The sequence below is a fragment of the Glutamicibacter ardleyensis genome (assembly GCF_014644555.1).
Taxonomy (GTDB): Bacteria; Actinomycetota; Actinomycetes; order Actinomycetales; family Micrococcaceae; genus Glutamicibacter; species Glutamicibacter bergerei.
Genome location: NZ_BMKX01000001.1, coordinates 182,927 through 206,205 on the forward strand (window position 1 = coordinate 182,927; position 23,279 = coordinate 206,205).

Genomic DNA, 23,279 nt, shown 5'->3' on the forward strand with positions numbered 1-23,279 from the left:
TTAAATCCTAGGTGCTTAGGTGCATGGCGCGGTGTGCGGCGCCAAGCACGCCGGCGGCGTTGTGGTATTTGGCGGGCACCAGTTTGGCCCGCAGGTTCAGCTTGGGTAGGAACTTCTCGTGGTCCTCGGAGATAGCCCCGCCGATGATGATCAAGTCTGGGCTACACAAAAATTCGACCTGTGAGAGGTAGCGCTGCAACCGGGTGATGTACTGCTCCCAGCTGAGGTTTTCTTCACGCATGACCCGGGCAGCGGCCTTGCTTTCGGCGTTAAACCCGTCAATTTCCAGATGCCCGAACTCAATATTGGGGAAGAGCACCCCATCACGGAAGAATGCCGAGCCGATGCCGGTACCCAAGGTGAGCAGCATGGTGCTGCCTAGAATCGGTTCGCCATTGCTGGCTCCGGCGCCCGCATAAACCTCGGCCATGCCTGCGGCGTCGGCATCGTTGAGGATCGCTACCTGGCGATCTAGCGTTTTGCTCAGCAGCGCCGCGGCATCCAATCCGATCCAGGCTTCGTCGATATTAGCCGCCGAATGCACCACCCCGTCGATGACGATCCCCGGGACGGTAATTCCGGCAGGTAGCCCGGCAAGGTCTTCGCCGGTAAGTTCTGCAAGGTCGCGCAGGATTTGTGCCATGACCTCGGCCACGGCATCGGGGTGCGCCCCGTCCGGAGTGGTCGCCTGCCCAAAGGTGCTCTGCACCAGCTCGCCGGAGGTATCAACCAGCCCGTATTTGATCGACGAACCACCCAGATCCAGTCCGAGGGCCGCAAACTGCGCCGGTGTTTGCGCTGACGCCGAGTGTTTTGCTGCCATCGGTTACTCCCCTGCGTGTGGTTCATGTAGTTGAGCAACTCAAATGAACAAACCAAAAACTATTATAAGGACTCTTTACAATAGCTACTGTCGGCGTATACCGTCAATGCCTACGCACCGTCGATGCGGTAGTTGGACCACAGCCGCGCCAGATACTGCGCACGTGCCCCAAATAAGGCACCGCGCAAAGCCGCGTCCTCGCCTAACTCACTAACTTCGACAACGCTACTGTTAGCTCCCATCCTACTAGCCAGTGCCTGATTAAGGCTGTGCGTAAAAGCCTCGAAATGCGCCAGTGGTCCGCACAGCACCAAACGCTGTGGGTCAAAAAAGGCCAGTAGATTGCCCAGCACCTCAGCTAAGACCAGCGTAAAGCTCTCTACCAACGGATCGGTAGGCCCACCCGCAGCCAACAGTTTGGCCAATCGCGCGTAATCCACCTTCGAACTACCGTCCTCGGTGAGCCCGGCCGCGGCCAGCCGTTGCAGAAAGGTTTGGTCCCCCAGGCGCAAGCCATTGAGCTCGCCGGCGGTGCCACTGGCCCCACGATGCACCGTGCCATCGATTACCAGCGCGGTACCAATACCCGGACCTACGTAGAGCAGCATCAGCGATGAGTCCGCCAGCGGTTGATCGTGTCGAACCTGTGCCACAGCCATCCAGTTCACATCGTTATCCAGCACAGCTGGTGCGCCGGTCAACTCTTGAACCACCGGCGCCAGCGAGGCGGACGAACCTGGATAGACAGGTGTAGGTAACGCGGTGGCGTCCACCCCGACGCGTAGCACCGGTGAACTTTGCGACAGTGCCGCACCGAGCGTGCGTCCTGAGCTGGCGGCAGTGAGTTCTTCAACCATGCTTCCTGCCAGCTGTTGCACCTGATCGGCGCTCGCCTCGGTAGGTACCACCCGGTGCCCTTGCGCGACGATGTGTCCGGCAAGGTCGGTGGTGCGCCCAAGCAGCGTACCGGCTTCCAAACTCAAGCCGAGCAGATGTCCATAACCCTGATTGATCCCGTAGCTTTCCGGAGCACGGCCACGGCGCACCGCGGCATCTGCACCGGGCATAACCTCAACGGGGCTGACCAGACCATTTTCTTGTAGTCGTGAAATACCCTGCGAGGCGGTGGGTTTAGACAATCCCAACGCGGTCGAGATCTGGGTGCGGGTGGCCGGCTGATTTAAGCATAGATAGTCAAAGATCTGTCGGTCGGTCAACGTCGCTAGGGCCCTCGGCCCGACAGTTGGCGCAGGCAGCTTCATGAGCCGCTCACCAACCGCTGCCCCAAGGCTTCAAATTGCTTAGCGGTTAATCCGTGAGCCAGCAGATAATCGGCGATCGAACCGTGCCCGGTGATGGCTAGATCCAAGGCGCGCTCCAATCCAGCGATGCTGGTGCCGACCATCAGGTTTTGCATTTTCTCGGTCATCGTAATGTCGTGAGCGGCGAGCATCGTACGCATGGATTCAAGCCAAGGACCGGACAGTGCGGCGGTAGATGCAGCGTAATCGGCCAGCACTGCATCACGATCGGCGCCCACGGCCAAGAGCAACAAGGCAATCGCGACCCCGGTGCGATCCTTGCCCGCGGTGCAATGCACTAGCGTGGCTTCGTTCGATTGTGCGACGGCACCGGCGATCTTGGCCCACACACCCCCATGATTAGCCACCAGCGGAAGATAAAGCTCTTCTAATGACGGCATGGTGCTCGGTACGGCGAGCGCGCCCTCGAGCAGGGGCAATCTGGTGCGTGTGATCGTTTGCAAGGTTTCGGGGAAGCCCGGTAACCGACTGGTCTCGACGGTGGAACGTAGATCAAAAATTTGCGTAATATTTTCGGTACCCAACCACCCGGTCAGCGGTTCATCAATGGTGTGCGGCACGGCGCTGCGGTAAAGCAAACCGGCACGGATTCTTCCTCCGGACGCTGGCAACCCGCCAGCTTCACGCAGGTTCGGCAGGCTGGAGGGGTAATTCTTCACGGACATAATCGCTAAACTATCACGGCCTGAGCGCCAGCCTGCTCGGCTAGGGAAAGGTGATCAGCTGACGGATGGTACTGCCGTCGGCTAGTTGGTCAAAAGCCTCATTGATTTCGCTCAACGCTCTGTTTCCGCACAGTAGCTTTTCCACCGGGAGCAAACCGCTACGCCAGAGACTTTCATAGTAGGGAATGTCCCGGGCAGGGATTGCCGAGCCCAGATATGAGCCGATGATGGTACGCGCCGAACTGGTCAGTGCCAGCGGTTCAATTTCAGCCAGCGCCCCTGGCGGAGGAAGCCCCACGGTGACGGTGGTTCCTCCGGACGCCGTGGCACGCACCGCGGCTTCAAAGGCCCGTGGGTGCCCGGCTGCCTCGATGACCACATCTGCGGTAATTTCCGCGGATCTCAGTTGCTCCGGGGTATAAGCCTCACTGGCACCAAACTCCAACGCGCTGCGTAACTTCTCGGGGTTCATATCGACCGCAATCAGCCGAGCCGGCTCCGGCCACTTTGCACTCTGCGCGATAGCCACCAGCAATGCGGCCATCCCGACTCCACCCAGACCAATCACCATCAGTGTTTGACCGGGTTTCGGTTTGCCCGCATTTAATAACGCGCCACCTCCGGTGAGCACCGCGCAGCCTAAGACCGCTGCAACCTCCGCCGGCACGTCCTGACCCACCGGAACCACCGAACGCCGGTCAAGTACCGCATGGCTAGCAAATGCCGACACTCCTAAATGGTGGTTGATCGGTTGCCCTTCACTAGACAGACGCCTGGTTCCGGTGAGCAATTCTCCTGCGGCATTGCTCGCGCTTCCCGCGGTGCACGGCAATTTGCCACCGGTGGCGCAGGCGGCGCATTTTTCGCAGCGTGGCAAAAATACGCTCACCACGCGTTGGCCCAGATGCAGATCTGTGACTCCCTCGCCGAGCATCTCGATGATGCCGGCGGCTTCATGTCCGAGCACCATTGGCAATGGACGCGGCCGGTTGCCTTCGATGACCGAAAGATCCGAATGACAAAGACCAGCGGCCTCGATGCGCACCAGCACTTCTCCGGGCCCCGGGTCAGCTAACTGTATCTCGCTGAGCACCAGCGGCTTACTCTGGGCGTAGGGACGCGATGCCCCGGAGGCGTGCAGGACCGCTGCGGTAATGGTGCGCATGGATTTATTTTCCGGCCGGGACAGTATTCGTCGGGGTGTAACCGCGCACCTTGCCGTCGGGCACCAGGTTCTTCACGATCAACGAGCAGTCCTTATCGCCCAGCCCTTCATCAATGAGCCGGTCAAAGTGTTCGCTCGCAAGAGCCGCCGCCGGCAGATCTAGCCCGGTCATGACACCCGCATCGAGTGCAAGCCCCACGTCTTTGCGCGCTAGATCTACTCGGAAGGTTGCTTCAAAGTTGTTATTTGCCGCGGCCGTAGCGATGACATCTGGTACCGGATACCAGGTCTGTTGAGCCCAGGAACGCCCGGAAGAGACCGAGGCAATCTCCCAGAACACCTTCGGATCCAACCCGAGCTTGTCAGCCAGTTGAGATCCTTCGGCGCTGGCCATCAGGTCGATGAAAAGCATCATGTTATTACAAATCTTTGCCGCGATACCACTGGTGGGACCACCAGCAACAATGATCTTTCCTGACATTGGGGAGATCAGTTCTTGCGCGCGTTCCATGAGTTCCGGTGCCCCGCCAAGCATAAAGGCGAGCGTGGCGTCAGCGGCTCCGGAAATTCCCCCGGAGACCGGGGCATCCACAAAACTCAGCCCGCGCGCGGTCGCCTCGTCATGCAGCGTTCGCGAAGATTCGATGTCCACGGTGGATGAATCCAGGAGCAACATCTGCGCCGTCGCGTTGGCCCATACTCCGTCTTGCGCTTCATAAACCGCACGTACGTGCTCACCCTTGGGCAACATCGTGAAGACCGCATCTGCCCCGGCCATCGCGTGCGCAATCGAGCCGCTGATCTGCACCCCAGTCTCGGCAGCAGCGGTGCAGGCCTGTGGATTCAGGTCGTAACCGCGCACCGTATGCCCGGCGTTTACCAGGTTCGCGGTCATCGGCCCGCCCATGTTCCCTAGCCCAATCCATGCATACGTGCTCATCGCCCTACCCCGCGTCTTTTCTTGTGCTTAGGTTTAAGTCCTTGTCAGGCCAGCGTAAACGGGAGGAGAGCGAAGACTCAATGAGAGACGGCACGCCAATATCGCAAGCCTATTGTGCGCTAGCGCACACTGGCCGTGCCAGACTAAGAGCCATGGACCGCCAGATCGATTACCGCCACCTTGAATCCTTGATTGCTCTATTGACCGTGGCACGGCTTGGCCGGTACACCGCAGCAGCCACTGTACTCGGGGTGAATCACTCAACAATCTCCCGGCGCATCGATGCGTTACAAAAGGCGATGGGCGGGCACCTACTCACGCGCTCCCCCAACGGGTGGGAACTGACCGATCTGGGGAGGCGGGCAATGACCAGCGCCGAAGCCATCGAGCAAGCGGTGGCTTCCATTGGCACCGAAGAAGACCTCGATGCGCTCAGTGGCCATGTGAGAGTTGCTGCACCGGATGCTTTCAGCGCCCACTTGGCTGCTCCTGCCCTGGCTAAACTCCAGCAACGCCACCCGCAGTTGGTCTTTGAGATCGTTTCGGAAACGACCCGTGCGAGGCAAACCCGGACCGGTATGGATTTGGAGATTGTCATCGGTGAGCCGAGCGTGCGCAAAGCCGCCTCGACCAAGCTACTGGACTACGAGTTACGGCTCTACGCCACCGCTGAATATGTTAAAGCTCATGGCACCCCGAAACAGCTGTCGGAACTGTCGAATCACAGCCTGAATTACTACATTGATACTGCACTGACCGTGGACAAACTTGATGAGGCCACCAGTGCCTTACCTCCGATGCGTCGCGCAATCTCCTCAACGAGCATTGCTGTGCAATATGCGGCGACCATGAACCATGCAGGGATCGGTTTGCTGCCAGTATTTTTGTCCAAGCATTACGCCAATATGGTTCCGGTACTTCACGACGAGTTTAGTTACCACTCCGAATATTGGTTGGTTGGCCGTGAAGAAGCGCTACGCAATAAGGCGGTGCAAGAAACCGTGCGTGCGCTGAACGACGCTGCGGCTAATGGTGACTGGTTCATCCCACCATTTTCTCCCTACTAATACCCTTCATCGGTTTGAGACATCACTGCCAAATAGTCAGCCTGAGCTACCGGCTTAGGAACTTTCATGGGACCGATCTTCCAGTGGGAAACCTGTTTCCCGGCAGACGTAGGGTTGACTGAAAATTTGAGTCAGTGACTAGCAACGTCCTAGATTCGTACTGTGCACCTAATCGCCGGACATCTATAGAACCAGCAAATATCATCAAAGGAACCAGACACCACCCCGATTCAGCGGACACAATCCACTGAAACGAAAAAGGGGGTGAGAACGAATCTCTCAATAGGTGATGTGATCGTGCGGTAGTGAATGAAAATTTCAGTCACTCAACGATGCTTCAAGGAAAGCCAGCTTCTAGCTGGCTAACTGATCAGGCCGATCAGGCGGATCTGGCGGATCTGGTGGATCAGCCCACCCCAACACCCTACGCACCTGATCAGTCAGGCCCACTTCCAACACCGGCGTCCGATCATGAATATGCTCAAAACCAGAGACGTTCTCCACCCCACCAGGCACCGACACATAGTTCAGCCCATGCGGGGTCCGCCAACTGACCGACCCATCAGGGCGACTAATCGACTGCCACCCCAACGCATGCTTAAACATCTGATGCCGCTTACACAGTAACTGCGAATTAGCGCCACTAGTATGCCCACCTTGAGCCCACCCCTCAATATGATCCACCTCGCAACTCTGCGCGGTACGCCGGCACCCAGGAAAACGACAACACCGGTCACGGACCAACAACAAATCCTTCAACGCCACCGACGGGCGATACCTTTTACGTCCCACATCAATAGCTGCCCCGGTCCACGGATCAGTGAGCACCCGAAGCATTGACGGGGCCTCCTGAGCCAGAGTCAAGGCGACTCCCATCGGGATGGGGCCGTACCCTTCAAGCTCAGCTAACCCCCGGCGAGGATTAACAAGTGCTTCCACTGCTGGGATGGTCACCACTACCCGTGGCTTCAACGGTGTTCCCCCGGTAGCGGGCCACCCATCTAAGAGAGCGTCACGCAGAATATCGGCGTGACGCTGAGCTTGGGTCCGGGTATCGTCTGGATCTACGTCTTGCTGGGCGAAAGCTTTCACCGTGTTATAAATCGAGTACACGTCCTGTGCTGGCGCATAAAGTTTCAACGCGGCCATCCCGTCAGGTTCATCCCACAGCGTCACACACCGTCCGTCCTTCGCGGATTCGTGACGATCAGCAGCCGAGACGGGATCCAATTTGCGGTGCAACCGGCGGGCACGCTGACTGAAACTGGCATCACTGGCGGTCTTTGCGACCGGCAATAGTGAGTGCTCCATCCGGCGGATATCCTCTGGCGTCAGGTCTTGTGTTTGCTTCACCATCTCTTGGGCGGCTTTAGTGGTGATCAGCCCGCGCGATAACGCGTTCAGCGTTTCAGGGCATAGGTAGCGTAGCCCTTTGGCAGTGAACAGTTTCGCTCGTGTTTTCTCGACTGTTTCTCGTAAAGCGACGGCCGCTTCAGCAACGAAGCTGGAGGTGATGATCTGGTCGCTGGCTGGGTCCACTCCGTAGTAGTGGGCGCTGATGCGTTGGTCGCGTTGCTTCTCAGTTTCGCCTTGTGGGGCGGTGCTGGCGGTGTCGGCAGCGTATTCGGCCGTTGATTGGGCGACGAGTTCGATGCTGTCGGTGAGGATCACGGCTTCTGCTGCGTCGAGGGCACGGCGTAGGTAGGCGATGGCTTTCAGCTCGGTGAGTCCTTGGGCGGGGTCGGTGCGTGGGGGTCCGTGGTAGAGGGTGGAGGCGAGTTCCAGGACTTGAGCGAATTCGTTTTCGTGTTCAATCGCGCAAGCTAATGGCCCGTCGAGGTGGGAGATTTTCCTGGTTCCTGGCGGGTTCAGCGGTAGACGGTGTTCGTCGTCGTCGTTGGTGAATGCATGCTGGATGCTCATAGTCTATTTTCCCGCGTGGTACCGACATTTTGGTGGGGTTTTCACGGGCTGTGGACTACTCAGAAGATAATTTCTGCGCTCTTGGATTGCTCTACTTTTGGGCCAATACTAGAACAATAAACTTAGCTCGACACTAAGGACAACAATCGTCTTTGAAGAGACTCCGGCCTGAGCATTTTCATGCTGCCTCTTCGTAAGTGACTGAAAAATTGCGTCACTCGCCAAGACCTGGGCCGACGCTTAGTTCTTCGGCAATAAGCTTGAGGCCAAGGATTCTAAGGCCCCGGGAACTACAGAAAAGTATGCCCACACACCACGCTTTTCGCGGTGCAGGATGCCCGCATCAACCAGGATCTTCAAATGGTGGGAGACCGTGGGCTGCTTCAACCCAAGCGGCTCAGATAAGTCACAGACGCAGGTTTCCAACTCTTCGCTTGACGACACGATGGAGAGAATACGCAGTCGGTTGGGATCACTCAGGGCTTTAAAACGCGCGGCAAGCAGCTCGGCTTCCGCGAACTGCAAGACCTTGTCACCAGAAGCTGGAACACAGCACGTCTCATCGGTTATCTGTAGACCCAACTCAACAGTATCTGTGGTGATTGCGCTCATTTGGACGGCCCTTTTCTACACTCTTTACAGAGATTGACAAACGTCGATATAGACAACCATACTCGAGACATCGACGCTCGTCGATATCTACTTTTGGAGCGATGCCTGCGTGACACCTACGACCGCGCCTGATACGGCCCCCGTGTCTGTAAAACTTTCTTTCCTGGACCGATATCTCGCGCTGTGGATTCTGCTAGCAATGGGCGTCGGTCTAGGATTAGGACGTATCTTCCCACAACTGGGCGCGCTCTTAGATCGATTCACCATCGCCGGGGTTTCGGTGCCGATCGCTATCGGCCTGCTGGTGATGATGTATCCGGTCCTCGCTAAGGTCCGTTACAACGAAACTGGCCGAGTTTTAGCCGATAAGAAACTTATGATCACTTCATTGGTGATCAATTGGCTTTTGGCTCCGGCGTTCATGTTCGTCTTGGCCTGGGTGTTCCTCGCAGACCTTCCCGAGTACCGCACCGGTCTGATCATCGTAGGCCTTGCTCGTTGTATTGCCATGGTCTTCATCTGGAACGATCTGGCATGCGGCGACCGTGAAGCTGCTGCGGTATTGGTCGCTATCAACTCCGTCTTCCAAGTGGTCGCTTTCGGCGCCCTGGGCTGGTTCTACCTACAGTTGCTTCCTTCCTGGCTCGGTCTGGAAACTACCAGCGCAGAATTCTCCATCGCCGCGATCACGCTCTCGGTGTTAGTCTTCCTTGGCATTCCGCTACTCGCCGGATTCCTCACGCGAACCTTCGGTGAAAAGGTCAAGGGACGCGACTGGTATGAAAATAAATTCTTGCCAAAAATCGGACCGTGGGCTCTGTACGGACTGCTTTTCACCATTGTGTTGCTCTTCGCATTGCAAGGCGACAACATCATCTCCAAGCCACTGGACGTGGTGCGAATGGCGATTCCACTGCTGATCTACTTCGTCGTAGTCTTCGGTGCCGGAATGCTTATCGGACACGCGCTAAAGCTCGGCTACCCACGCACCACCACGCTGGCGTTCACCGCAGCTGGCAATAACTTTGAGCTAGCCATCGCCGTGGCTATCGCCACCTTCGGAGCGACCAGTGGCCAGGCTCTCGCCGGGGTGGTCGGACCGCTGATTGAGGTACCAATCCTCATTGCTCTGGTCTACGTAGCGTTGTGGGCCAGAAAATTCTTCCCCACGGCTTCGACAACTATTTCTTCCTAGGAGATTATTCATGAGCAGCGTTGAAAAGCCTTCAGTACTCTTCGTTTGTGTCCACAATGCCGGCCGTTCACAGATGGCCGCAGCGTTCCTCTCCCACCTCTCTGAAGGTCGTATTGAGGTCCGCTCAGCAGGCTCGCAGCCGGCCAACACGGTCAACCCTGCCGCGGTGGAGGCAATGAATGAGCTGGGCATCGACATGTCCGCCGAAACCCCGAAGATCCTAACCACCGAGGTCGTCAAAGACTCCGACGTCGTCATCACCATGGGTTGCGGCGACACCTGTCCGATCTTCCCCGGCAAGCGTTATGAAGATTGGAAACTTGATGACCCAGCGGGCCAGGGTGTTGATGCTGTTCGCCCGATCCGCGATGACATTCGTGCCCGTATCGAGACGCTCATTGCGGAGCTTCTACCCACCGCGTAAATGCATCTTTTAGGAACCAAAATGACCGAGAATTATCCCGTAGTTGTCATTGGCGCCGGACCAACCGGGCTGGCAGCCGCCGCACACCTCATTGAACAGGACCAAGAAGTTCTAGTTCTCGAAGCAGGGGCGAGCGTTGGCGCCACCATAAAACAGTGGAAGCACATTAAGTTGTTTTCCCCCTGGCGCTTCAACATCGATGCCGCCGCACGACGCTTGCTGGAAAATACCGGCGACTGGGTAGCCCCACGGGAAACCAAGTTGCCTACCGGCGCTGAATTTCTGGAGCAATACCTCGAACCGCTGGCAAGCCACCCCAAACTGATCTCACAGATCATATACGGTCACCGAGTGACCAAGATCAGTCGCTTGCATCAGGATGGTCGAGGCGTTGATAAGGCCCGCACCGCAGACCGCGATGAGTCATTGTTCTTGATCCGCACCGAAACAGCACAGGGCGCTGTAGATCTGCAGGCGCGCGCGGTCATTGATGCCACCGGCACCTGGAACCAGCCAAACCCGGTAGGACGTTCCGGTATCGAGGCAATTGGCGAGTCCGAAGCCCACGCCGCAGGCTTCATCACTTCCCCATTGCCAGATCCATTGGGTGCAGACAGCGAAGATTTTGCTGGCAAAACCATCCTGGTACTTGGCGCAGGTCACTCGGCGGCGAACACCATCATCTCGCTGGGCCGTTTACAGAAAGAACGCCCTGACACCAAGGTGCTGTGGGGGCTGCGCGGCCAGGCAAACCCGATTCGACTTTACGGCGGAGGGGCAGCAGATGAGCTTCCCGCACGCGGGCAGCTGGGCACTTCGCTACGCCGACTGGTAGAAAATGAGCACGTCAGCCTAGTAGAAAACGTGTCAGTTGGTTCCCTGACGGTCGGCGAGAAGTTGAGCGTGAATCTAGCTGACGGCCGGGTGCTGGAAGTGGACCGCATCGTCCCGGCCACCGGATTCCGCCCCGATCTGACCATGCTCTCGGAACTGCGCTTGGATCTTGACCAGACCGTTGAAGCACCCAGCGCATTGGGTCCTTTGATCGATCCAGAATTCCACAGCTGCGGCACGGTCAGCGCGCACGGTGAGAAGGAACTTTCCCACCCGGAAAAGAACTTCTACATCGTTGGCATGAAAAGCTACGGACGCGCACCCACCTTCCTGATGGCCACCGGTTACGAGCAGGTTCGCTCCATCGCCGCTCACCTATCCGGAGATCACGAGGCTGCCCGCAGAGTTGAACTGGACCTTCCAGAAACCGGAGTGTGCTCTACCGATTTAGGTGGCTCCTGCGACGCACCAGCGGCGGCAAGTTCCTGTGGCAGCGAACCGGTACCTGTTGCCGATTCATGCTGCGGGTCAACCGTTGAGGATGCTCCGACCACTGATTGCTGTGGGACAGAAGCTCCAGCTAAACAGGCCAAAGAATCGCAGGATTCTTGCTGTGGATCGGCGGAACCGCTGACCATCGGTTTTGCAACTGGCACATTGCATGGCAATGTCGAACTAGCAGAAAAATAACCCTCCGGTGTCACGGCGGCTGTTCGCAGCTGCCGTGGCACCACTGCTAAATTTCTTCCCCTCCCTGACTCTCCCAGCACCTCAGGAGCCCTGATGCGCCCAGCTAATCCACCTCGACGTTTCGCTCTTCGATCCCCGAGTTCCGTCGCGGCACTCGGACTTGGAATCACCGTGTTACTTACCGGGTGCGGCTCCGACTATCCGCTCGGTGAGGCGCAGAAGGAGGCCGCTAAGGCAAATACCTCCGACTTGCGTGGCACCTTGACCGGTGGTGGCTCCACCGCGCAAAACGCCGCTATGAACGCGTGGACTACCGGTTTCTCTGTCCTGCATCCCAAGGTACAGGTGCAGTATGCCTCGGTTGGCTCCGGTGCCGGACGCGAAGGCCTGCTGGCCTCGGCAACAGAATTCGCTGGCTCAGATGCGTACCTCAAAGACGAAGAGGTCAAGCGCTCGCAACAGACTTGTGGACCGGGCGGTGCAATCAACATCCCCGCCTATATCTCCCCTATCGCCATCACGTTCAACCTGCCAGGTATCAATGAATTGAACCTTGATGCGGACACCATCGCCGGTATCTTCAACCGGGACATCCGCTCTTGGCAAGATCCTGCAATCACCAAGCTCAATCCAGGGGTAGAACTGCCCGATGTCCCGATGACGGTAGTGGCACGCTCCGATGATTCAGGCACCACCGAAAACTTCACCGAATACTTGCATAGCGCCGCGCCGAAGGTCTGGAAGTACGAGCCCGATGGTAGCTGGCCTAACGATATTTCCTTGGAAAAAGCGCAGGGTAACGCCGGCGTGGTGACCACCGTGGCACGCACCGAAGGCACCATCGCTTACGCCGACGATTCACTCGTTGACGCGACCTTGGGCAAGGTGAAGCTCAAGGTAGGCGACGAGTTTGTCGAGGTTAGCGGAGAGGCAGCTGCCCTAGCAGTAGCCGAATCTAAACGCGTCGAAGGCAGAGATACCCACGATATTGCCCTTGATCTAGACCGGAAGACCACCGCACCCGGAGCATATCCGTTGGTTCTGGTCTCCTACTTGCTGTTCTGCAGTTCATACGAGGATCCGCAGACCGTTGAGCTGATCAAAACCTTCGGTCACTACGTAGTGAGCGATGAAGGCCAAAAGATCGCCGCTGATTCCGCAAAGAGTGCACCAATGCCAGAACGTTTAGCTAAGGATGCAAACGCCGCGATCGACTCGATTGACGTGCTCGGGGCAAACTAGAAGATTTCTTATTCAAAAGGTGGCGACGGGTTTGATTCCGTCGCCACCTTTTTATTCCATTTCGCTTAGTGACCGCCGAGCTTTCCACGCATGCGTTCACGCATATTGGTACTGGCCAGGTTCAGACCCGAAACTTCCACATTTTTCCCATACTTCTCGTACTTGTCCGTAATGGAATCTAAAGCCGCTATGGTCGAGGCATCCCACAGATGTGATTGATGCATATCAATGACGACGTTCTCAGGATCCTCAGCGTAGTTGAACTGCGTGTACAAGTCATTGGACGAAGCGAAGAACAGCTCGCCGTTGACCACATACTTCGCAATTTCCTGATCAAAATGTTCTTCCACCGTGCGGGTCACCGTCACGAAGTGTGCCACGCGGTTTGCGAAGAGCACCATCGCGGTCAGTACACCGGCGCCGACGCCGATTGCGAGGTTGTGGGTGGCAACGGTGAAGATCACGGTCACCAGCATGACGGTGGTTTCGCTTTTAGGCATCATACGCAGAGTGGAGGGCTTGATACTGTGCCAGTCGAAGGTTGCAATCGATACAAAGATCATCACAGCAACCAGAGCGGCCATCGGGATCAGCGCGACAATATCGCCTAAGACGACCACCAAGATCAGCAGGAAGACACCGGCCAGGAAGGTGGAAATTCGTGTACGCGCGCCGGAGGCTTTCACATTGATCATGGTTTGCCCGATCATCGCGCAACCACCCATGCCACCAAAGAAGCCGGTAATAATATTTGCGGCACCCTGACCCCAAGATTCGCGGGTCTTGTTCGAGTGCGTGTCGGTGACATCATCTACCAGCTTGGCAGTCATCAGTGATTCAAGAAGTCCCACGAAGGCCATGGCTAGGGCGTAGGGGAAAAGAATCTGCAACGACTCAAGGTTCAACGGAATATCCGGGAAAAACAGCGCCGGCAGAGATTCAGGTAGCTCTCCCTTGTCCCCTACCGTAGGAACAGCCAGGGACGCAAAAACGGTAATGAGGGTCAAGACGACGATGGCAACCAGCGGAGCTGGGATCGCGGTAGTCAGTTTCGGTAGGCCGAAGACGATCAACAGTCCCAACGCGGTCAGTGGGTAGACCAGCCAAGGGACACCGAGTAGTTCTGGGACCTGGGACATGAAAATCAGGATCGCCAGCGCGTTGACGAAGCCAACCATCACCTGACGCGGAATGAACCGCATCAGTTTGGCAACTCCTAAGACCGCAAGAAGAACCTGGAAAATGCCGGCCATGATTACTGCGGCAATGAAGTAGTCAATGCCATGACTTTCCACCAACGGTGCGATCACTAGGGCGATGGCACCGGTAGCAGCGGAAATCATGGCGGGACGTCCGCCAAGGAAGGCGATTGAGACCGCCATGGTAAAGGACGCAAAGAGACCAATGCGTGGGTCAACACCGGCGATGATGGAGAAGGCGATGGCCTCTGGAATGAGGGCCAGCGCGACGACCAGTCCGGCGAGTACTTCGGTTTTAAGTAGACGCGGAGACTTTAAGGTGCGTAGCACCGATTGCCGCTCCACGGGTGTGAGAGCTTGGTGTTCTGCGGGTGCTTGTATGCTCACGAATGAGACTCCATTCATTGATGGATTTAGGGCATAAGCCCTTGGGATTGCATAGAATTCTTGGTAGCGCGTCGTTGCGCTCTGCAGGAGTCAAGGGCTACCTCTTCGGTAGGGCTTGCAAAATCTAGTACAACTCTAACCTAACGTGAGGGTAGGGTTGCAATTGACGATCACGGAGGATCCCATGACTGAACCCGAACCAACAGCCACCAACGCGCGCACTCTACACATTGGTGACATGGTCGAGGCCACGGGACTCTCACACCGCACCATCCGTCACTACGATGAGGTGGGACTCCTGCCGGCCAGTACCCGTAGCGAGGGCGGATTTCGCTTATATACCGAATCAGATTTACAGCGCATGCTGGTCATCCGTTCTATGAAGCCACTGGGTTTCACCTTGGAAGAGATGGGCGAACTGCTAGACACAGTAGACATTTTGGACGCTGAACCGGGCAACAAAACCGCACGTGTTAAGCTCGACGAATACACCGAACGAGCCATCACCAAGCGCAATAAATTGGCACTAAATCTTGAACGAGCCGAATCATTCATCGCTGACCTGCATACCAAATGAGTGAGCATTGCTCGCACATTCGGACCATTTCGGGGACTTTGTCTAGCTACCGCTAGCAGGAAGTAGCGGACAAAAACCGCATTAGGGCCCAGTGGCCCGACACTATAGAGTTGAAGTATGTCCTACTCGGTTATCACGCATGTGCAGCGCTTGACCGCTGCCGTTTTCCCTAAGGGGAAACTGCTGACCAAGCGTGCCAGTGGCACCAACGGGTGGATGAGTTCCTGGGGAACGAACGCGCACGGCGAAATCGCTGGCTGCCCACCACCGCGCTACTAATCGCGCGCCCCACACACTTTTAATAAGTACCTTTCGCGCGCCTTCACGCCATTTTCCCTTTCTCTAAGAAGGACACCTTACTTTGCCGCACCCATCTTCTGACGCAACCCGTCAAGCACCGCATGCCATCTGGCGCGGAATCAATCAGACGCTCAAACAAGATTCCATGGGTGGCCTGTTGTTGCTTTGCGCGACAATTGCTGCACTGATTCTCGCCAATTCTCCGGCCGCACCCTGGTATGAGAATCTGAGAGATTTCACTTTTGGTCCCGAATCACTGCACTTGAATCTTTCCGTCGGAGCTTGGGCCGCCGACGGCCTGCTAGCCATCTTCTTCTTTGTGGTGGGCCTGGAGCTTAAAGAGGAGTTCGTAGTTGGCAAACTACGCAACCCGCGCACCGCGCTTGTCCCCATCGCCGCTGCCGTTGGTGGCGTCGCGCTACCCGCAGTGTTTTACACCCTCGTCATCACCACTTCCGGCAGTAGCGCAATCAATGGATGGGCGATTCCGGCGGCTACCGATATCGCCTTCGCCGTAGCAGTGATTGCGGTGGTCGGAAAATTCCTACCCCCGGCCCTGCGCACCTTCTTACTGACTCTGGCGGTAGTAGATGATCTGCTCGCCATTTCTATCATCGCCATCTTCTACACCGATGATCTGGCGTGGCTCCCACTGCTCATTGCACTACTTCCGCTAGCACTCTTTACTATTGCCGTGCAGCGCGGAGTCCGTGCGTGGTGGATCCTCATACCTCTGGGAGTGAGCGTGTGGGCGTTAGTTCATGCTTCCGGTATCCATGCCACCGTTGCCGGAGTGCTTTTGGGCTTCATGGTGCCCGTTATCGCTTCTAAGCGTGCACGAGTCAACGTTGGAAAGAACAAAGACGGGGAACCAATCTACGAAGGACTAGCAGCTCATTTTGCTGACCGTTGGAGCATTGCCTCCTCGATCATCGCCATCCCAATTTTCGCTTTCTTCGCCGCCGGCGTTGCTATCGGAGGCTTTGCGGGACTGCGCGAATCCTTGCTCAGCCCCGTTGCACTAGGCATCATCGCGGGCCTGATCCTCGGCAAATCTATAGGCATCACCACCGCGACCTTCTTGGTCACCAAGCTTCCCGGTATCGAGTTAGACCGCAGCATTAAGTGGATCGACTTGCTTGGTATGTCATTTATCGCCGGTATCGGTTTCACCGTTTCACTACTGGTCGGAGAACTAGCCTTCGGCGCGCAAGGCGAGGAAGCGCAATATGTGAAGGTCGGTGTGCTGTGCGGCTCGCTGCTGGCAGCAATCATCGGAGCACTTATTCTTGGCGCGCGCAATCGCACATACCGTGCACTACAGGCCGACATGAAATAGCCTATTTCTTTCGCGTACCAGATCGTGAGTCGCCGTTGGCGCCAAGTCATCTTGCATCTTTGCGTGGGTCTTTCACACAAAGGTATTCACGATTACGGAGGAGCCCCTAGCCCGGAAATCACTGCTATTTTCCGGCCAGCGGTATCACTTCTGGAGAGTCCTTGTTGAGACCGCTTAAAGCGCCAACATTTCATAAGGTAGGCGATTGAGAAACCAGCAATGCCAGCGAGATAAACCATAAGGCAAAAGGTCGGTCCCGAGGGACCGACCTTTTGCTCATGCTGCTAGTTACTTGACCTTGGCTGCTTCCTTGAGAAGCCCGGTCTGGATTCGGTCCTGCTCATCGATGTCGGCAAGGCTGACGCCCTTGGTTTCCTTCATGAAGTACACCGCCACCATCGTGACTATCGCGGCAAACACGATGTAGCCGGCGACGGGAACCCAGGATCCGTAAACCTTCAGTAGGAAGGTCGCGATGATCGGAGCCATCGAACCTGCCACGATCGAGGTGACCTGGTAACCCAGTGAGACACCCGAGTAGCGCATCCGAGTGGGGAACATTTCGGCCATAATGGCAGGCTGCCCGGCATACATCAATGCATGCACCGCCAAGCCACCGGTGATAGTCAGCAAGATAATGAAGTCATTGGATGTGTTGAATAGTGGGAAAGCGATAACTCCCCAGACGGCCATCAAGATCACTCCGGTCGCGTAGACCGGGCGGCGTCCGCGGGTATCGGTCATTCGTCCGACCAAAGGAACGATGATTGCGTGGAATATATGTGCCAGCAACATCAACCCAAGAATCTCTGAGGTGTCCATTTTCAGCTGTGTGGCCATATAGGTAATCGAGAAGGTGACGACCATGTAGTACATGATGTTCTCACCAAAACGCAGTCCCATGGCGGTGAATACGCCTCGTGGGTAACGCTTGAAGACTTCCTTGACGCCGTAACCGGCTGCCGCGTTTTCTTCCAGTTCTGCTTTGGCTTCCTGGAAGATCGGGGCATCTGAAACTCGGGTGCGGATGTAGTAGCCGACGATCACGATGACCACCGAAAGCCAGAAACCTACGCGCCAGCCCCAAGCCAAGAACGCTTCTTCACTCAGAGTTGATGAGAGCACAAGCAACACTATGGTGGCCAACAGGTTACCGATAGGCACCGCAGCCTGTGGCCAGGAGGCCCAGAATCCGCGTTCCTTATTTGGTGCGTGTTCGGCGACGAGCAACACCGCTCCACCCCATTCGCCACCGACGGCGAAGCCTTGCAGGAAGCGCAAGACGATCAGCAGGATCGGGGCCGCATAGCCAATGGCGTCGAAAGTTGGGAGGCAACCCATGAGGAAGGTGGTGGCACCGACCAGTATGATGGCGATTTGCAGCAGGTGCTTGCGACCGTATTTATCACCAAAGTGGCCGAAGACGATGCCGCCAATAGGGCGGGCGATGAAGCCGACCGCGTAAGTCAGGAAGGCTTTGATGATGTTGTCTAGCTCGTTGCCCGCGTCGGGAAAGAAGATCTTGTTAAAGACCAATGTGGCGGCGGTGGCGTAGAGGAAAAATTCGTACCATTCCACGACGGTGCCGGCCATGGAGGCGGAGACGACCCGGCGTAAGCCTTTGCGTTCGGCCTTGGTTGAGGTTTCGGATACCAATGGTTTTCCTTCCAGCGTGAGGGTCCGAACCCGGACCCACCAGTGATGACTAAGAATGAGTATGTCCTAGGTCACAGTGTGATGGTAGGTAAAAACGTCGTAAACCAGTAACCTCTTTCGCACATCGAGGGTGCACCAGCGCACAGTGTGCGTCAGGTTGTTACCGAAGAATTCGCTGTACTCCATAAAATGCTCAAACGGTTGTGCAGTGATGCAGAGTTAGAGGGCCACCCGACTATGGTCATGATTGACCAAATCAGCGAAACGGCGAGACTCACCCGCGGTGCGCAATCTTAAGCCGACATCTATTCAAGATCTTCTGAACGCAAAGAGCTGCGCAGATTGAAGGTACACCCACTACACATCGACAGATCACGCACTTTGGGAATCACCTGGTGCGTCTAAAAACGAATATTTGGATTCCGTCGAGACAATCTAAAGTGTGGACTAAGAGGCGAGCTCAGTTGAAGAGCTGTGGGCCAATGCCAACGCACATATTTGACTCAGGGCCTTCACCGGCCAGTAGTCTCGGTGTAGGAATAGGAGAACTCATGAGTGAAAAACCTGAGGTTTATGGGGTTAACGTCGATTTGCAGACTCGGTGCGCGCACTACCACCAGGACATCGACGTCATTGCGATCAAGCATTACTGCTGCGGTAAGTACTACCCATGCCACCTCTGCCATGAAGAAACTGCCGGGCATCCGGTAGTGCTTTGGCCTGTTGAGAGGTTCACAGACCCCGCAGTACTCTGCGGGGTCTGCTCCCTTCAACTAAGCGTCAACGAATACCTCAAGACGAACACTTGCCCAGCCTGTGATGCGCTATTTAATCCCGGGTGCAAGTTGCATCTTCAGCTGTATTTCGAGGTCTAAAGCAAGCCGGAGTCCGGGACGTCCAATCCGAGGAGCGCGTTCTCCACGACTTCCATCAGCGCCGGGTGAATCCAGTACTGACCGGTGGCCGCGGTATGTGCATCAATATCCAGATTCATCGCCATGATGACCGGCTGGATCAGGTTTGAAGATTCCGGGCCCATCGCGTGGGCACCGACCAGCTTGCCGGTGCGCTTGTCAGCCAACACCTTGAACAATCCGGTCTGTTCTTCCATTGCCCAACCGTAGGCAGTATCTCCGAACTTCTGCGTCTTCACCGTGAGGTTTTCCGCGCCAAGCTGTTCACGTGCTTCCTCTTCGGTGAGCCCAATGATTGCGATCTCCGGGTGAGTGAACACCGCAGCCGGTACCGCTCTGTTCGAGTTTTTACGCAAGGATTCTGGGTGTTCTAGGTTGTAGGCAACCAGGCGTGCCTCGTAGTTGGCCACATGCTTCAGCTGCGCCGCGGAGCTAATGTCACCGAGTGCGTAGAGACCGGTGACGGGTTTACCTGCGCGTAGCACCCGCTGGTATTCGTCGACTTTGAGTCGCCCGTCTTGGTGGAGGTCCAGCCCGGCTTTTTCGGCACCAATTTTGTCGGTGTTAGGGATTCGCCCAATAGCGACCAGTACCGCGTCGGCGCTCAATGTTTCATCTCCCAAAACCACATCCAGACCGGAATCTGTCTGACGAAGAGCCTTCGCCTCGGTGTGATAACGAACCGTCCAGTGAGCGGCGGCTTCCTTGTTGTAGGCGTCGGAAATTTCGGTGTCTAGCTGGCGCATCAACGCTCCGGAGCGCACCAGCTGGGTGACCTTGGTGCCGAGTCCGGAGAACATGGCGGCAAACTCGCAAGCAATGTAACCGCCACCGATAATCACCAAAGACTCTGGCAGTTTGTCCAGACGCATGACGCTATCGGAGGTGTGCACCGCGTCAAGTTCGATACCTTCGATATTGGGCATGCTGGGGCGGGAGCCGGCGGCAATGACGAGCTGTTTGGCGGAGATCGTCGTGCCATCCTGAGCGGTCAGCGTATTGTCTTGCCCTAAGGTGACGTACTGGGAGATGAGTTCGACGTTTTCTAACCGTTCGCGGTAGTCCTCACCGCCGGAGGAGATCGCGTCAATTCGGCCAAAGATTCGATCACGCATGGCTGGCCAGTCAACATTTTCTACCGACATTTTCACGCCGAGAAGTGCAGCCTCTTCCACCCCACGGGCCAGGTGCGCCGGGCGAACAAACATCTTCGTGGGGATACATCCAACGTTCAGGCAGGTACCGCCGAAGGTTGAGCCTTCGGCGATAGCCACTTTCTTGTCATCCCAGTAATTGGTAATCAGCGAGTTGCCCGAACCCGAGCCAATAATAGCGAGATCTACGTTGTGCGAAGTCATGGACTCATCGTAATTCAGCGCGAGACGCTGGATCGAGTTTTCGCCGCGAAGCGAAGCTAGGTTACTTCACTTCGGCCGAGATGTCAGATAGTTGCGGGCTTTGCGGCACCACAAGGACCGGACGGTTTTGTTTGTGGCTCAGCGCGACCGCGATAGACCCGTCCATGAGCTCTTCCATGCGGCTACGTATCCCCGGTCGCCGCGTGCCGATGGCGATGAGTTGGGCGTCGAGCTGCTCGGCAACGCGGGCCAATGCCTTGGCTGGATCTCCAGCGACGCTGCGAGCTTCCCAATGCACGTTGTGGCCTTCGAAGGACGCGGTGAGTTGCGCGGCTAGCTCTGGCGGAAAATCCTGTGGGATCTGTTCTTCGCCGTCGAAGGTGGTGTCGGCGATGATTTCTCCGGTGGGTAGCCGCTCGGTGACAAATCGTCCGGAATCTACGTAAATGCACATGATTTTTGTGTCCGTGGGCGCTGCCAGTCCAATGACGGCTTCTAGCACCGAAGGCGACTGTCCAGGCTCAACACCAACGAGTAAAATACGCTCGGTCATCTGTACTCCCACTGATCAGGCCGAGTTGATCTTCGGCTTCACTCACGACTAATTTTCGTCGTTAAACCCATTATGACAGGGAGTTTCTGCGTTGTCTGCAACATTCTAGAAACGTCTTGAGCTCCCTTACTGGCCTAGGCTAAACCGGCTGGAAGGCACGCTGTTGGGGTCCCGCAAGTTATCCGGAACCCAAACATGCTCGCGCTCGAAGTTAGCCGTGATGATGCCGCGAGTGTGAATGCTTGTGCTGATACCGGTCGTGATGCGCCAATTTTTTCAGGTTAATGTGGCGGTTGACCGCTGGGTAGTACCCGTTGAGATAACCGGTGGTGGTTGGGTGCAAGTTGAACGGGTCTTCAAAGTTAGCCAGATTAAAACTGATCCAGGATTGGGTGGCACCCACCCCATGGTTCATAAACGCTCCGGTCACCGAAACGAAGGAGCTATCCGTGCCTTTGGTGGCAGCCTTGATAGTTCGATTAAGCGTGTCCCCTAACTTATTCAGTGCCCGTGCGTTCTTGGCCGTGATCAATGGCTGGTCGCCGTGAGAACTGGTGAACAACCGCGGATAGCCCAGCACGAGGATCTTTGCGCCGGTGGCCGCATCGATCTGTTTGAGTGTGGATCGCACATCCGCACGCAGTGCCGGCATGGACGCGTAGCCGAGTTTCAGCATCCCCTGGCATTTCTCTGCGGTGCTCCCACTGGCACAGGCTGCGACGGTTTCACCCCACTGCAAATTATTTCCACCCAAGGTGAGGGTAACCAGATCTGCTTCCGCCAGTTGTGGAGCTACCCCGGCCGCGACCTGAGCAATCTGTGCAGTGTTAAAGCCTGTGCAGGCCGCATCGGCGGTGAGTTTGACGCCAGGTAACTGATCGATATTGGTTACGTGTGACGGGCCGGTGGTTTGCAGACAACCGTCGAAGGGACCGGGCTTAATAGATCCCGAGCCAAAGCCGGCAGAATACGAACCACCCAAATTTACGTAGTTGATCACCACGGTACTATTGCTTCGCGTGGTTGGTGCAAGTGCCGTGGCCGGTGCCATGCCTGCCAACAGAAGGCCGGCACTGGCGATGCCGGCGGTGATAAGCGTCAATAATCTGGACTTCTTGATGCCGTTCATTGGATTGTCCCCTGTTTACAGCGTGCGCTGTGTCTGGAACACCGCGCAAATTGCCCGTACTGCCGGGCCACCATCATAGGATTACGACTTTGACGGCAAATTCCCGAAGCCCTTGATCCCCACGATCTAGGGCTACCACCGGGCAAAATACGGCACCGGATGACGCACACGCAACCAGGTTGGGCCCTGTGTCTACGTTTGCCATATTCTACGCCGAACATTCATGCCGGTGAAGGTCAATGCCGAGTTCTATGTATGCGACAAATATTGGTCAAGCTAAAGTGTCGGTGCACTGGTTTATGCTGTTTATCAGGTTCAAGAGCCGTAGTCCTAAGTACCTGGCTGACTACGCGGCAACCCTCCTCCATCAGTGGGGTGCCCCAGGGGAAGAACCGGTCCGCGGTGAACATCCGAGGACAAGTTGATGAAAGGAACCACCATGTCTCATTCCGAGCTAATTGACGCGTATGGGTTGCCACAAACCGAGCTGGCAGCCAAAAATTCTAGGCTGGCCTGGGAACGCCGGTGGACCGCGGTGCTACTAGAGCACAACTACACTCCGGCGGGGCTCTACGATAATAAGTTTTCCCAGTTTATGGGCTTGAACAGTGTCAGTCGCGGACTGCTTCACGGGACCTCTGCATTGCGTCCTGAGCTCTGGCGCGACTATGCGCAGCGGTGGGAAAAAGTTGGGGTGAACCCCGAATTATTTGCCTTGATTCTTTCGCTGCTACCGGACGCAGTGGACACCGCCTTGCGAGCTGCGTCGGATCTGACCGCTGAGTTCGCGCTGCATGACCGGTTGCGCACTCTAAATATCGATGGCGGGCTGTGGGGTTCTGACAGCCAACAGCTGATCCCCGAACAGTGGGCCGACTTTCCATATCTGGTTCAGAAGGTCGGTCCAACCCGAGCCTTGAGGTGTTTCCTCAGCGCCGGCCGCGACCAGTAATCACGCGGCCAGT

22 protein-coding genes and 1 riboswitch are annotated in these 23,279 nt (G+C 56.5%); of the genes, 10 read left to right on the forward strand and 12 right to left on the reverse strand.

Annotated elements, in window-relative coordinates; translation table 11 throughout:
• Positions 1-7: 7 nt before the first annotated feature.
• From ppgK to mmsB, 5 genes are all read right to left on the reverse strand, one after another.
• Positions 8-823, reverse strand: coding sequence for a polyphosphate--glucose phosphotransferase (gene ppgK, locus IEX04_RS00855; protein ID WP_188683005.1), 816 nt, complete (start codon positions 821-823; stop codon positions 8-10).
• Positions 824-933: 110 nt separating this feature from the next.
• Positions 934-2,085 (reverse strand): ROK family transcriptional regulator, encoded by a 1,152-nt coding sequence (locus IEX04_RS00860; RefSeq protein ID WP_096255756.1) that lies wholly within the window; start codon positions 2,083-2,085, stop codon positions 934-936.
• Positions 2,082-2,804 (reverse strand): tyrosine-protein phosphatase, encoded by a 723-nt coding sequence (locus IEX04_RS00865; RefSeq protein ID WP_229676928.1) that lies wholly within the window; start codon positions 2,802-2,804, stop codon positions 2,082-2,084. The genes IEX04_RS00860 and IEX04_RS00865 overlap by 4 nt, the downstream gene beginning before the upstream one ends.
• Positions 2,805-2,850: 46 nt before the next feature.
• Positions 2,851-3,975: an alcohol dehydrogenase catalytic domain-containing protein gene (locus IEX04_RS00870; RefSeq protein ID WP_188683007.1), complete on the reverse strand. Its 1,125-nt coding sequence runs from the start codon at positions 3,973-3,975 to the stop codon at positions 2,851-2,853.
• A 4-nt stretch (positions 3,976-3,979) separates the two neighbouring features.
• Complete coding sequence (gene mmsB, locus IEX04_RS00875) at positions 3,980-4,915, reverse strand: 3-hydroxyisobutyrate dehydrogenase (RefSeq protein ID WP_188683009.1); 936 nt, start codon at positions 4,913-4,915, stop codon at positions 3,980-3,982.
• Positions 4,916-5,067: 152 nt separating this feature from the next.
• Here mmsB and IEX04_RS00880 point away from each other — a divergent pair, with 152 nt between their 5' ends.
• Positions 5,068-5,982: a LysR family transcriptional regulator gene (locus IEX04_RS00880; protein ID WP_188683011.1), complete on the forward strand. Its 915-nt coding sequence runs from the start codon at positions 5,068-5,070 to the stop codon at positions 5,980-5,982.
• A gap of 354 nt (positions 5,983-6,336) precedes the next feature.
• Here the strand turns inward: IEX04_RS00880 and IEX04_RS00885 are convergent, their stop codons facing one another.
• Together IEX04_RS00885 and IEX04_RS00890 are read right to left on the reverse strand one after the other, a co-directional pair.
• Complete coding sequence (locus IEX04_RS00885; protein WP_188683013.1) at positions 6,337-7,905, reverse strand: HNH endonuclease signature motif containing protein; 1,569 nt, start codon at positions 7,903-7,905, stop codon at positions 6,337-6,339.
• A gap of 240 nt (positions 7,906-8,145) precedes the next feature.
• Positions 8,146-8,517, reverse strand: a complete 372-nt coding sequence (locus IEX04_RS00890) for an ArsR/SmtB family transcription factor (protein WP_096255768.1) — start codon at positions 8,515-8,517, stop codon at positions 8,146-8,148.
• Positions 8,518-8,659: 142 nt separating this feature from the next.
• Here IEX04_RS00890 and arsB point away from each other — a divergent pair, with 142 nt between their 5' ends.
• The 4 genes from arsB (at position 8,660) to pstS (ending at position 12,902) form a co-directional block, all read left to right on the forward strand.
• Positions 8,660-9,712 (forward strand): ACR3 family arsenite efflux transporter, encoded by a 1,053-nt coding sequence (gene arsB / locus IEX04_RS00895; protein WP_256382724.1) that lies wholly within the window; start codon positions 8,660-8,662, stop codon positions 9,710-9,712.
• Positions 9,713-9,722: 10 nt separating this feature from the next.
• The gene (locus IEX04_RS00900) at positions 9,723-10,136 is read left to right on the forward strand and encodes an arsenate reductase ArsC (RefSeq protein ID WP_188683014.1); all 414 of its coding nucleotides are present in this window, start codon (positions 9,723-9,725) and stop codon (positions 10,134-10,136) included.
• A 21-nt stretch (positions 10,137-10,157) separates the two neighbouring features.
• On the forward strand, positions 10,158-11,660 hold the full coding sequence (locus tag IEX04_RS00905; RefSeq protein ID WP_188683016.1) for an FAD-dependent oxidoreductase: 1,503 nt from the start codon (positions 10,158-10,160) through the stop codon (positions 11,658-11,660).
• 93 nt (positions 11,661-11,753) lie between these two features.
• A complete protein-coding gene (gene pstS, locus IEX04_RS00910) occupies positions 11,754-12,902 on the forward strand; it encodes a phosphate ABC transporter substrate-binding protein PstS (protein WP_188683018.1) in 1,149 nt (382 codons plus the stop codon).
• A 65-nt stretch (positions 12,903-12,967) separates the two neighbouring features.
• On the opposite strand, the gene IEX04_RS00915 is transcribed toward pstS, so the two are convergent.
• Positions 12,968-14,506 (reverse strand): SulP family inorganic anion transporter, encoded by a 1,539-nt coding sequence (locus IEX04_RS00915; protein WP_188683020.1) that lies wholly within the window; start codon positions 14,504-14,506, stop codon positions 12,968-12,970.
• Between the two features lie 166 nt (positions 14,507-14,672).
• Here IEX04_RS00915 and IEX04_RS00920 point away from each other — a divergent pair, with 166 nt between their 5' ends.
• The 3 genes from IEX04_RS00920 to nhaA all read left to right on the forward strand — a co-directional run bounded on the left by IEX04_RS00920 (position 14,673) and on the right by nhaA (position 16,704).
• A complete protein-coding gene (locus IEX04_RS00920) occupies positions 14,673-15,065 on the forward strand; it encodes a MerR family transcriptional regulator (protein ID WP_188683022.1) in 393 nt (130 codons plus the stop codon).
• A 117-nt stretch (positions 15,066-15,182) separates the two neighbouring features.
• Positions 15,183-15,344: a hypothetical protein gene (locus IEX04_RS00925; protein WP_170947804.1), complete on the forward strand. Its 162-nt coding sequence runs from the start codon at positions 15,183-15,185 to the stop codon at positions 15,342-15,344.
• Between the two features lie 82 nt (positions 15,345-15,426).
• Positions 15,427-16,704 carry a Na+/H+ antiporter NhaA gene (gene nhaA / locus IEX04_RS00930; RefSeq protein ID WP_096255781.1) on the forward strand — a complete coding sequence of 426 codons (1,278 nt, stop codon included), beginning with the start codon at positions 15,427-15,429 and terminating at the stop codon, positions 16,702-16,704.
• 288 nt (positions 16,705-16,992) lie between these two features.
• On the opposite strand, the gene IEX04_RS00935 is transcribed toward nhaA, so the two are convergent.
• Positions 16,993-18,360, reverse strand: coding sequence for an MFS transporter (locus IEX04_RS00935; protein WP_275542572.1), 1,368 nt, complete (start codon positions 18,358-18,360; stop codon positions 16,993-16,995).
• A 551-nt stretch (positions 18,361-18,911) separates the two neighbouring features.
• On the opposite strand from IEX04_RS00935, the gene IEX04_RS00940 reads away from it, so the two are divergent.
• Complete coding sequence (locus IEX04_RS00940) at positions 18,912-19,235, forward strand: CHY zinc finger protein (protein ID WP_096255783.1); 324 nt, start codon at positions 18,912-18,914, stop codon at positions 19,233-19,235.
• On the opposite strand, the gene IEX04_RS00945 is transcribed toward IEX04_RS00940, so the two are convergent.
• The 3 genes from IEX04_RS00945 to IEX04_RS00955 all read right to left on the reverse strand — a co-directional run bounded on the left by IEX04_RS00945 (position 19,232) and on the right by IEX04_RS00955 (position 22,314).
• The gene (locus tag IEX04_RS00945) at positions 19,232-20,632 is read right to left on the reverse strand and encodes a mycothione reductase (RefSeq protein WP_188683024.1); all 1,401 of its coding nucleotides are present in this window, start codon (positions 20,630-20,632) and stop codon (positions 19,232-19,234) included. The two genes, IEX04_RS00940 and IEX04_RS00945, sit on opposite strands and share 4 nt — an antisense overlap.
• Before the next feature lie 61 nt (positions 20,633-20,693).
• Complete coding sequence (locus tag IEX04_RS00950; protein WP_188683026.1) at positions 20,694-21,185, reverse strand: universal stress protein; 492 nt, start codon at positions 21,183-21,185, stop codon at positions 20,694-20,696.
• A 211-nt stretch (positions 21,186-21,396) separates the two neighbouring features.
• Positions 21,397-22,314, reverse strand: coding sequence for a GDSL-type esterase/lipase family protein (locus IEX04_RS00955; protein ID WP_188683027.1), 918 nt, complete (start codon positions 22,312-22,314; stop codon positions 21,397-21,399).
• 313 nt (positions 22,315-22,627) lie between these two features.
• Positions 22,628-22,743, forward strand: a riboswitch (SAM riboswitch).
• A gap of 10 nt (positions 22,744-22,753) precedes the next feature.
• On the opposite strand from IEX04_RS00955, the gene IEX04_RS00960 reads away from it, so the two are divergent.
• A complete protein-coding gene (locus IEX04_RS00960; RefSeq protein WP_188683029.1) occupies positions 22,754-23,266 on the forward strand; it encodes a hypothetical protein in 513 nt (170 codons plus the stop codon).
• The last annotated feature ends 13 nt before the right edge of the window (positions 23,267-23,279 follow it).

Coding starts and splice junctions, on each gene's coding strand:
- ppgK (WP_188683005.1), bottom strand. CDS start 823: ATGGCAGCAAAACACTCGGCGTCAGCGCAAACACCGGCGCAGTTTGCG.
- IEX04_RS00860 (WP_096255756.1), bottom strand. CDS start 2,085: ATGAAGCTGCCTGCGCCAACTGTCGGGCCGAGGGCCCTAGCGACGTTG.
- IEX04_RS00870 (WP_188683007.1), bottom strand. CDS start 3,975: ATGCGCACCATTACCGCAGCGGTCCTGCACGCCTCCGGGGCATCGCGT.
- mmsB (WP_188683009.1), bottom strand. CDS start 4,915: ATGAGCACGTATGCATGGATTGGGCTAGGGAACATGGGCGGGCCGATG.
- IEX04_RS00880 (WP_188683011.1), top strand. CDS start 5,068: ATGGACCGCCAGATCGATTACCGCCACCTTGAATCCTTGATTGCTCTA.
- IEX04_RS00885 (WP_188683013.1), bottom strand. CDS start 7,905: ATGAGCATCCAGCATGCATTCACCAACGACGACGACGAACACCGTCTA.
- IEX04_RS00890 (WP_096255768.1), bottom strand. CDS start 8,517: ATGAGCGCAATCACCACAGATACTGTTGAGTTGGGTCTACAGATAACC.
- IEX04_RS00900 (WP_188683014.1), top strand. CDS start 9,723: ATGAGCAGCGTTGAAAAGCCTTCAGTACTCTTCGTTTGTGTCCACAAT.
- IEX04_RS00905 (WP_188683016.1), top strand. CDS start 10,158: ATGACCGAGAATTATCCCGTAGTTGTCATTGGCGCCGGACCAACCGGG.
- pstS (WP_188683018.1), top strand. CDS start 11,754: ATGCGCCCAGCTAATCCACCTCGACGTTTCGCTCTTCGATCCCCGAGT.
- IEX04_RS00915 (WP_188683020.1), bottom strand. CDS start 14,506: ATGAATGGAGTCTCATTCGTGAGCATACAAGCACCCGCAGAACACCAA.
- IEX04_RS00920 (WP_188683022.1), top strand. CDS start 14,673: ATGACTGAACCCGAACCAACAGCCACCAACGCGCGCACTCTACACATT.
- IEX04_RS00925 (WP_170947804.1), top strand. CDS start 15,183: ATGTCCTACTCGGTTATCACGCATGTGCAGCGCTTGACCGCTGCCGTT.
- IEX04_RS00940 (WP_096255783.1), top strand. CDS start 18,912: ATGAGTGAAAAACCTGAGGTTTATGGGGTTAACGTCGATTTGCAGACT.
- IEX04_RS00945 (WP_188683024.1), bottom strand. CDS start 20,632: ATGACTTCGCACAACGTAGATCTCGCTATTATTGGCTCGGGTTCGGGC.
- IEX04_RS00950 (WP_188683026.1), bottom strand. CDS start 21,185: ATGACCGAGCGTATTTTACTCGTTGGTGTTGAGCCTGGACAGTCGCCT.
- IEX04_RS00955 (WP_188683027.1), bottom strand. CDS start 22,314: ATGAACGGCATCAAGAAGTCCAGATTATTGACGCTTATCACCGCCGGC.
- IEX04_RS00960 (WP_188683029.1), top strand. CDS start 22,754: ATGTCTCATTCCGAGCTAATTGACGCGTATGGGTTGCCACAAACCGAG.